The 10,313-nt window shown below is 37.8% G+C and carries 7 protein-coding genes and 2 tRNA genes; 8 read left to right on the top strand and 1 reads right to left on the bottom strand.

Annotation, left to right across the window (positions count from 1 at the left end):
- Both glmS and ACJMLH_RS01535 read left to right on the top strand, forming a co-directional pair.
- Positions 1-1,350, top strand: a 1,350-nt coding sequence (gene glmS / locus ACJMLH_RS01540) for a glutamine--fructose-6-phosphate transaminase (isomerizing) (RefSeq protein WP_405274174.1), incomplete at its 5' end; no start/stop codon positions are given.
- A 396-nt stretch (positions 1,351-1,746) separates the two neighbouring features.
- Positions 1,747-3,606: a hypothetical protein gene (locus ACJMLH_RS01535; protein ID WP_405274173.1), complete on the top strand. Its 1,860-nt coding sequence runs from the start codon at positions 1,747-1,749 to the stop codon at positions 3,604-3,606.
- Here ACJMLH_RS01535 and ACJMLH_RS01530 read toward each other — a convergent pair.
- The gene (locus tag ACJMLH_RS01530) at positions 3,601-4,815 is read right to left on the bottom strand and encodes an MnmC family methyltransferase (protein ID WP_405274172.1); all 1,215 of its coding nucleotides are present in this window, start codon (positions 4,813-4,815) and stop codon (positions 3,601-3,603) included. The genes ACJMLH_RS01535 and ACJMLH_RS01530 overlap by 6 nt on opposite strands.
- A gap of 263 nt (positions 4,816-5,078) precedes the next feature.
- Here ACJMLH_RS01530 and tgtA point away from each other — a divergent pair, with 263 nt between their 5' ends.
- The 6 genes from tgtA to ACJMLH_RS01500 all read left to right on the top strand — a co-directional run.
- On the top strand, positions 5,079-7,058 hold the full coding sequence (tgtA, locus tag ACJMLH_RS01525) for a tRNA guanosine(15) transglycosylase TgtA (protein WP_405274171.1): 1,980 nt from the start codon (positions 5,079-5,081) through the stop codon (positions 7,056-7,058).
- Between the two features lie 4 nt (positions 7,059-7,062).
- Entirely contained in the window at positions 7,063-7,731 is a 669-nt protein-coding gene (locus ACJMLH_RS01520; RefSeq protein ID WP_405274170.1) for a class I SAM-dependent methyltransferase, read from the top strand.
- 95 nt (positions 7,732-7,826) lie between these two features.
- A tRNA-Gly gene (locus ACJMLH_RS01515) sits at positions 7,827-7,900 on the top strand.
- A 12-nt stretch (positions 7,901-7,912) separates the two neighbouring features.
- Positions 7,913-7,986 (top strand) — tRNA-Gly (locus ACJMLH_RS01510).
- Positions 7,987-8,130: 144 nt separating this feature from the next.
- Entirely contained in the window at positions 8,131-9,168 is a 1,038-nt protein-coding gene (locus tag ACJMLH_RS01505) for a hydroxymethylglutaryl-CoA synthase (protein WP_405274169.1), read from the top strand.
- Between the two features lie 12 nt (positions 9,169-9,180).
- A partial coding sequence (locus ACJMLH_RS01500; RefSeq protein WP_405274168.1) for a thiolase domain-containing protein occupies positions 9,181-10,313 on the top strand: 1,133 nt, incomplete at its 3' end.

Genomic DNA, 10,313 nt, shown 5'->3' with positions numbered 1-10,313 from the left:
GAGCATGCGGTTAGAAAAACAATTGAAGTAATTGAAGGAGCCTATGCGATTGCTGCAATTTCCACAAAGGAACCGAATAAGATTGTTGCAACCCGTAAGGACTCACCATTAATTGTGGGCTTGGGTGAAAACGGATATTATCTTGCATCTGACTCTCCGGCTATATTAAAATATGCAAAGGATATAATCTATCCTGAAAAGGGTGAAATTGTCATTGTTGACAGGGACGGTGTCATAGTTCACGATGAGTTTGACAATGTAGTAAACAAGGAAATTGAAACCATCAACTGGACTCCTGAAATGGCTGAAAAGGAAGGTTATGACCATTTCATGATTAAGGAGATTAATGAACAGGATATCGCAGTCACCAACACATTGACTCAAAAGGAAAACATCCAGGAAATCATTGATGAGGTTGGAGACCTGCAAAGGGTATGCTTTGTTGCATGTGGAACATCATATCACGCTTCACTGACCGGAACATACTTAATAGAATCACTTGCAGGAATTCCTACAGATGTCATTCTGGCATCAGAGTTCAAATACTCTGCTAATACTTTAAATGATAAAACATTAGTTATTTTCATATCTCAATCAGGTGAAACAGCTGATTCACTCAAGGCACTTGACGTGGCCAACCAGACATCAAAGACATTGGGAATCGTTAATGTTGCAGGCTCTGCAATAACCAGAAGGGCGGATTATGTTATTCAAACCCAGGCAGGTCCTGAAATTGGAGTTGCAGCAACAAAAACATATGTGGCTCAGCTTACTTCAATCTATCTGTTTGCAGCATTGCTTTCAAAAAACAAGGAATTGCTTAATGAACTTGAAAAGGTTCCTGCATTTATTGATGAAGTATTGGAGCAGGATAAGTTTATCAAGGAACTTTCAAAAAGATACAACTATGCACGTGATTTCTTCTATCTCGGAAGGGGTTATTCCTATCCGACAGCACTTGAAGGTGCATTGAAACTTAAGGAGATTTCATATATTCATGGTGAAGGATATGCTGCCGGAGAACTTAAGCACGGTCCTTTGGCATTGATTGATGAAGGAATTCCGGTTGTTGTCATAATACCTCCGGGTGACAATTACAGAAAAACCATGAGTAATCTGGAAGAGGTCAAATCCCGTGGAGCAAATGTATTGGCACTTGGTGCTGCTGGTGATGAATCACTAAATGCCAAGGCAGATGTTGTCATTCCAATAAATCCTGATGTAAAAGAGATTATTGCACCATTGGTATATATTGTACCATTGCAACTGATAGCATATTATATTACTCTTGAAAAGGGACATGACCCTGACAAGCCAAAAAATTTAGCAAAATGTGTAACGGTGGAATAGCATTTCCAACACATTTTTCTTTTTTTATCTTTTTTTAATATTTGAGCTTTAAATCCAAATCAAAGAAGTTTACATTAGCTTTTTAATAATATTTTATAAAATTTCTTTTGTAATTTTCAAAGTTTTACTAAAATGTGATAATATCTCACTAGATTAGATGAAATGTAATAAGAGTTTAGTAAACTATTATTAAAATTAAAGATTTTATTTTCAGTTAAAATTTATCTTTTGTTAATAGTTTAGATTATTTTAAGCTATTTAAACTATTTATAAACTTGTAATTGTTTATTTTTTATAAATTAAACTTATTTGAGCTTTTTTAGAAAATCAAAAGCTTTTTATAGAAAAAGTACAATAAAAGATATTACGAACAAATGTTAAATGGAGTTAACGTTTATGTTTAATAAAAAATTCAAGTTATTTTTAATAACTTTGGCATTCATGTTGTCAATTTCTGCAGTTGCTGCAGTCGATACAAATTCAACTGATGATATGCTTGCTGAAGAAGTTGATGTGGAACCTCCTTCGGGGAGTGAAAGTCCATTATCATTAAGTGAAAGTATTCAAACTACAGGTGCTGATGCGAAATATGTATTGACCAGCGAGTCAAGCTCATATTACAGCGGATCGAATTATACTGTTGTTTTATCCAGAAATAATGATCCGGTAGAGAATGCATCCGTTAGTTTATATATTAATGGTGTTAGTTATACTCAAAATACTGATGAGGACGGCAGGGTTTCAGTGCCTCTGGATTTGACTGCTGGCAATTATGTGGTTTCAGCATCATATGAGGGTACTGTAGACAAGTCAAATGTTAAAGTGCTGCCGTTAATCACAGCAAAAAATGTAACTAAAACCTATTCAAATACTAAAAAGTATTCCGCTACATTTTTTAACAGTGATGGAACACCTTTGAAAAATACCAACGTTAAGTTTATTCTTAACAATAAAACCTATACTAAAAAAACCAATTCAAAAGGTGTGGCGTCTCTTGAACTTAATTTGAAGGTTGGAGACTATGTAGTATGGGCGGTTCATCCGAAAGGATATAAGATATCAAACAGGGTTACCGTCAAGACATCAGTGATTGCAAGTGATGTTACAAAACATTATTTGAGTTCCAGAACATTTTCTGCAACATTCTACGGTAAGGATGGAAAACCTTTGGTTAAAAAATATATTAAATTCAAAGCTCATGGTTTTACTTTTAATGTAAAGACCAATTCAAAAGGTGTGGCTAAGCTGGCAATTATTTCAGATCCGTCCACATTTAAAATGACTTCCATAAATCCTGTAACCGGTGAAAAGGCGACTAACACAGTCAAGATTTCACCGACAATGACTGCAAAGAAAATGACAGTGTTTTCAGATAAGACTTCAACATTCAAGGTCACTATCTACAAGAATGAAAAGCTGGTAAAGAACGCTAAGGTTTATGTATACATCAAAGGTGTTAAAAAAGTTGCAAAGACTGATGCAAATGGTGTAGCTAGTGTAAAATTCAAACTGGCTAAAGGAACCTACACATTTTCATCATATGACCCTTATACACAGTCATACCTTAAGACAAAGATTACTGTTAATGATCCTACCATCAAGGCAAGCAACATTGTAGCGGCTGAAAACAAGACTTCAGTATTCACTGCAACACTTGTAAATAACGACGGCAGTCTTGCAAAGAATACAAATATGGAAATTACCCTTAATAATGTTACAAAAACCGTAAAGACAAATAGTTATGGTGCGGCCAGTGTTAATTTCAATCTTTCGGCAGGTACCTATAAGGTGTCATGTAAAGATTTGAGAAACGGTTATTCAACCACAAAAACAATTGAGGTCATCAAGTCAAATGTTGGAACAACATATAATAAGTATGGTGTTTCAGAAGACGGATATTCCCTTTTGGCTATTGGTAGGGCCTCTTCTTCCGGAGAGCTAAGCAAGTACGGATATACTTTCTATGTAACAGAATTTGACAGAACATGCCCTTACTGTGGCAGTCATGAACTGTACTGGGGAATCTTCTTTGCAGGAAATGAATATACTGATTACGGTGTTTTCCCTGCAACAGGTAATAAGGAAGGAAGCAGTGCTGAAGGTATAATTGTCTGTGCAAACTGTGACTGTGACTGGTCTGTATTCGGACATATTCATGGTGGAAGTATTGATAACCTGAAAGTCATTACACCAACCAAGGCATGTACCAAGGCTGATGCGTACACTTTAACAAGCGGAAAATATGTAGTATTATAATTTTCCACTTTTAACTTTTTTTAATCTTTTTTTCATATCAAGAATTCTGTTTCTTGAGTTATTTTTTTCATCCTGTTTTTCGGTGTAGTTATTTTCAACTTCAACAATGTAGTATGCTTCATCAGAGGTTGTTGAAGGTATGTTCATTTTGGCAAGGTTTCTCTCAACGCGCCTTTTGAGTTTTTCATCATCCATTTCCTGGCCGAGAAATATTGGTGTTTTAACTGCAGATGATATTTTGGTAGTATGTCTTGCCTCATGGCGCTCATCAGTTCTTCTCTGTAAAATAACGTCGCTGCTGTCATTCAGGTTAGGATCCCTAAACGGTATTCCGACATCCGACAGTGCAATCCTTATTTCATCATTTTTTGGAAGTGATGTTTCAAGCATCAGCGGATTTGGGCTTGCCAGTGTTCCGCCCTGCTTTCTTCCGAATATAGGTCCCAAGCCTATATAGAAATCTGCATCGATAAAGGCAGCTCTGATTGGTGCTGCAGAGGTGTAGGTTGCAACGATGCCGTCATCTTTTATTAGGCGCCTGAACTGTTTGAAAAATTCAAGTGAAAATAATTCCGGAGCCATATTCTGGCTGAACGGATCTAAAAATATTGCATCGTAACTGTTGCTTTCAAGATTCTGAACGGTCTGTCTTGCATCTTCGATGAAGACGTTGATGTCAATGTTTTGAGGAATTTCGGCGGTTTCTAAACTTAATGCCGCATAGTCCTGTTTGATAAGTTCATCTTCAATGGCCTTTTTTGTAATGTCATGTTCTTTAATCGGGGACGGCACCAAAAGGCCGCATGCAAGGGTAGCCTTGGATATTTCAACCATATCGATTTTCAAATTGGAATCGTTTGAATTTTTGATGAAGTCAGCTATTGCGGCGGAAGTGTTGTATCCTATTCCGGCGCAGATGTCCAGAATTGCAATGTCTTTATCATAATTGAACTTCATCGGTTTGATAAATTTCTCAAATGACTCACTTATTGCACCGGTAGATGTATGTAATGTCTCAACTTTATGATTTATTTCTTTTGAATTAATAGAATAGGATCCATCATCTGTTAAAACAAAATAATTGTTATAAGTATCAAAAAAATTAACCCTTCCTTCAATATTTCGACCACTTCTTTCCTGACTGAAACATTGATTGACCAAATCAAAAATATCGTCATTAATTACTCTTGCATTGTTTTCGTAACTCATTATATCTGGAAGTATTTTAGTTTTTCATGGTTTAATAATTTAGTGAATCCAAGGCAATTTCGCAGAATGATTTTTTTTTAATAGTTTCAGTTTATTTTTAAATCCTTCGATGAGCAAAATTTAAATAATTTCTAACTTAATGTTAAAGTAGGTAGTATTGACACTCTAACTGATTTTAGAGGTGTGTTTTTTAGAACTTAATTTTTTTCAAATTCCACGTTTTATCAATTAGGTTCGATTAATTAAATTATTAAGGTTAAATGATGTTTGAAATTAAAGCTAAAGATAATATGGGGCGTGTAGGCGTTTTGAAAACAAAACATGGTGATGTCAAAACACCTGCATTGATGCCTGTTATTCATCCGCGTAAACAGGAAATTGATGTTGGAAAATATGGGGCTGATATTGTCATTACCAATGCATATCTGATTTATAAGGATGAAGATTTGAAAAAAGAGGCAATCGAGAAAGGATTGCATGAGCTGATTCACTTTGACGGCCCGATTATGACTGATTCAGGATCTTTCCAGCTGTCCGTCTATGGGGATGTTGAAATCACAAACAAGGAAGTCATTGAATTTCAGGAACTGATTAAAACAGACATAGGAACAAGTCTTGACATTCCGACAGCTCCTTTCGTTGACCGTGAAAAGGCAGAAAGTGACTTGGAAATTACTCTGGAAAGGGCAAGGGAAGCTGTTGCATATAAAAAAGAACAGAACATGGAAATGCTTTTAAACTCTGTAGTTCAGGGTTCAACATTTCTAGACCTCAGACGTGAATGTGCAAGGGAATTGTCAAAGCTTGACGCCGACCTGTACCCTATAGGGGCGGTTGTTCCTTTAATGGAGTCCTATCACTACAAGGATCTTGTTGATGTTGTGATGAACTCAATGGCTGAACTGTCAGATACCGTTCCCCGCCATCTGATGGGGGCAGGACATCCTATGATTTTTGCCCTGTGCGTTGCAATGGGTTGTGATTTGTTTGATTCAGCGGCATATATCTTATATGCTGAGGATGACAGGCTTTTGTCAACAAGGGGAACATACAAGCTTGAAAACCTGCAGGAAATGCCATGTTCATGTGAAGTCTGTACCAAATACACTCCTGATGATTTAAGGGCAATGCCTAAAGAAAAAAGAAGGGAGCTGATAGCACAGCATAATCTGCATGTTTCATTTGCAGAGTTAAGGTTAATCAGACAGGCAATCTATGACGGCAATCTGATGGAGCTTGTAGAAGAGAGATGCAGAGCTCACCCTGCACTTCTTGAAGCAGTCAGGCATCTTGGAAACTACTCAAAGGATTTGGAAAAATATGATCCTAGAAGCAAAAAGTCAGCATTTTTCTACACCGGTCCGGAATCACTCTGCAGGAGTGAGGTCATAAGGCACCTGGAAAAGCTTCGCCAAATGCCTAAAAAGCGTGATTTGGTAATATTGCCGCCTTCAAGAAAACCTTACTCCAAATTCGTTTCAGGAAAACTTGGTGAATTTTACGTTTACGGAGCTCAAAAGGAACTTGATTTGGAAGACACAGATTTCATGGTATTGGATATTCCGTTTGGACTGATACCTCTGGAAATCGATGAGGTCTATCCTCTGAGCCAGAATGATGCTCCGAAAACCCGTGATGTTGATGCGATTGAATTTGCAGAAGATTTCATCTCTGAATTTGTCGAATACTATGACCAGGTACTGATTCACAAAAGAGTTGTAAACGATTTGGAACTCGGATTATATGAAAAATCCGACTTTTCAGATGAAATCAGATACCATAAGGATGATGTCAAAAAGGTTAAGGCAATTGCGGATTACCAGTTCGGTGTTGGAGCGGGCGATGCGCTTTTCACCGGCAACATTAACATAGAGAAAAGTAAAAAGACAGGCAAAATCAGACACATCTATGATGGCAAGGTTCTGATTGTAAATATGAGGGCATCTGATTCATATCTGATTTTATCAAAAGAGGGAGCAAAAAGACTGCACAACAGAATGCCTTATCCGCAAAATAGGGTTGTTGTAAACAAGGACTCAGAACCATTTGCACTTGACGGAAAAAGCGTATTCTGCAAATTTGTCGTGACATGTGATGAAAACATAAGGGCAAAGGACGAAGTTCTCATTGTTAATGAAGAGGATAAGTTGCTTGCCTACGGAAAAGCATTGCTTGGAGCATGTGAAATAGAACAGTTCCAAACCGGACAGGCCATAAAAACCAGAAAAGGATTTAAAAAGTGATATTATGAGTGATAATGATAAGGTGAATACAGGTCATCACATTGAAGATAAGGAGCTTATTAAAAATGCAAGAAAGCCTGAAGGCGAACTGGGCCATCAGATACTGGACAGGATGAACAGGTCACACGAAAGCATGGCTCAATGGGGAGTAAGCCATTTTGAAATTAACGAAGACAGTAAAATCCTGGATATTGGATGTGGCGGTGGAAGAAATATTGAACGCTTTGCAGCACAGATATCCGATAACGGAAGGGTTGTAGGAATCGATTATTCCGATGTCAGCGTTGAAAAATCAACTAATCTTAACCGTGAGGCAATCGATAGGGGAATTGTCAATGTGCTTCAGGGATCAGTTTCCGAAATGCCTTTTTACGATGAAACCTTTGATATTGCAACATGCTTTGAGACAATCTATTTCTGGCCGGATTTCATCAATGACCTGAAGGAGGTCAATAGGGTTCTTAAAAAAGATGGATTCATATTCATCTGCAATGAAGCAGTCTACAGAGAAGGTGAAATGGAAAAATATGATGATCTGGTAGAGTTATTGGACATGAAAATATATTCCGAGGATGTTTTAAGGCAATCACTTGAAACTGCAGGTTTTAAGGATTTCAAAGCATATCTGAATGAGGAAAATGATTGGATTTGTATTATAGCTCATAAAATTTAATTCTTTCATTTTTTTCATTATTTTTCAAATAAATTAACTAAAACGAAACCTTTATATATTATTAAAACATAAGTTTATTTGTTGTTAGTTTTTATGCGGTGTTAGTCCAGCCTGGTTAAGACTCTAGCCTGCCACGTTAGCGACCCGGGTTCAAATCCCGGACGCCGCACTTTTTATCAATGCAGTTGTGGTATAGTCTGGTTATTACTTGGGCCTTCCAAGCCTACAACCCGGGTTCGAATCCCGGCAACTGCATCTTGAATTCAATTCTTTTTTTAAAGTTCTTATTTTGTTTAAAAATACTTATTTATTAGTTAGTTTTATATAATAATAAATATAAAATATTAATAATTAAATTAATTTTTAATGTCGTTCAAGATTATTATTTAAGGTGATTTAATGGTAGGAATAGTAGGATATGGTGCATACGTACCATCTTATAGAATTAAGGTAGAGGAAATCGCAAAGGTATGGGGTGATGACCCTGTAGCTTTGTCAAACGGATTGGTTGTTAATGAAAAATCCGTTCCTTCTGCTGATGAAGACACTGCTACTATTGCAGTAACTGCTGCTAGATATGCACTAGCAAGAGCTCAAATTGATCCAAGCAAAATTGGTGCTGTTTATGTTGGTTCCGAATCACATCCTTATGCAGTAAAACCGACTGCTTCCATTGTAGCTGAAGCGGTTTGCGCAACCCCAAAATTGACTGCAGCCGATTTGGAATTTGCTTGTAAGGCAGGAACCGCAGGCATTCAAATGACAATGGGTTTAGTTGAATCCGGAATGATTGAATACGGTTTGGCTATTGGCGCTGACACATCACAAGGTGCTCCTGGAGATGCTTTGGAATACACCGCATCTGCCGGTGGTGCAGCATACATTATAGGAAAAGAAAACACAATAGCTGACATTGAACATACCTGCAGTTTTACAACAGACACTCCTGATTTCTACAGAAGGGAAGGTCAGGACTATCCGTCCCACGGAGGTCGTTTTACAGGAGAACCTGCATACTTCAAGCATGTTTTAAGTGCAGCAAAAATGTTATTGGATGAAACAGATACAAAACCTGAAGATTATGATTACGCATGTTTCCATCAGCCTAACGGTAAATTTTACCTCAGGGCAGGTAAAAAATTAGGTTTCACATCAGAACAGATTAAACAGGGACTTTTAACTCCAAACATTGGAAATACCTATTCAGGTGCAGTTCCTTTAGCATTATCCAATATTTTGGATGTAGCTGACCCTGGAGATAAAATCTTTGTTATCTCATACGGTTCAGGTGCAGGAAGTGATGGATTCTCAATAACTGTAAAAGATGAAATAGAACAAAGAAGAAATTTAGCTCCAAAAACACAGGAAATCATTAATGATAAAAAATATGTTGATTATGCTGTTTATGCTAAATTCAAAGGCAAAATTAAAATGTAAGGGGGCTTAAATATGAGAGATGTTGCGATTATCGGAGTTTCACAAACTAAATTTGGTGAATTATGGGATTCTTCCTTTAGGGATTTGATTGCTGAGGCTGGTGTAAAGGCTTTGGTGGATGCTGGCATTGATGGAAATGATATTGAAGCAATGTTTGTTGGAAATATGTCCTCTGGTCTATTTGTAGAACAGGAACATATTGCAGCACTTATTTCCGACCATGTAGGTCTTAATCCGGTTCCAACCACAAGAGTTGAAGCTGCATGTGCATCAGGAGGATTGGCATTAAGACAGGGAATCATGGCGGTTGCATCCGGTTTTCATGATGTAGTAATTTCCGCAGGTGTGGAAAAGATGACTGATGTCGTTGATGCTACCCCGGCTATTGCCACAGCATCCGACCAGGAATGGGAAGCACAGCAGGGAGCTACTTTCCCGTCATTATATGCAATGATTGCAAAAAGACACATGTATGAATACGGAACCACCCGTGAACAACTTGCACAGTTTTCCGTAGTAAACCACAAAAACGCATCCAAAAACCCGAATGCACAGTTCCCATTCGAAGTAACTGTTGATAAAGTAATCAATTCCACTATGGTTGCAGATCCATTGACACTTCTTGACTGTTCCCCTGTAAGTGACGGAGCAGCAGCAATTGTAATGGTGCCTGCCGAAGATGCAAAAAAATACAGTGACACTCCAATTTATGTAAAAGCTTCTGCACAGGCTTCTGGAACATTAACACTCCATGACAGAAAAGATATCACTACCATTGAATCAACAAAAGTCGCATCCAGAAAAGCTTATGAAATGGCAGGAGTTACAGTTAAAGACATTGACTTGACTGAAGTCCACGACTGTTTCTCCATCAACGGATTATTGGCAGTTGAAGACTTAGGATTTGCCGAAAAAGGTAAAGGCGGAATAGCTATTGAAGAAGGACAAACTGAAATCGATGGTGACTTCCCAATAAACACCTCAGGCGGTCTTAAGGCACGTGGACACCCATTAGGTGCTACAGGTATTGCTCAGGCTGCTGAAGTTGTATGGCAACTCAGAGGAGAAGCCGGCGGACGTCAAGTGGACGGTGCAGAAATCGGTATGACCCATAACATTGGAGGTACCGGAGGTACTGCAGCGGT

Source organism: Methanobrevibacter sp., from assembly GCF_045116495.1.
Lineage (GTDB): Archaea > Methanobacteriota > Methanobacteria > Methanobacteriales > Methanobacteriaceae > Methanocatella.
Note: the sequence above shows the minus strand (reverse complement) of the source record. Positions and strands in the feature narration are given on the sequence as shown.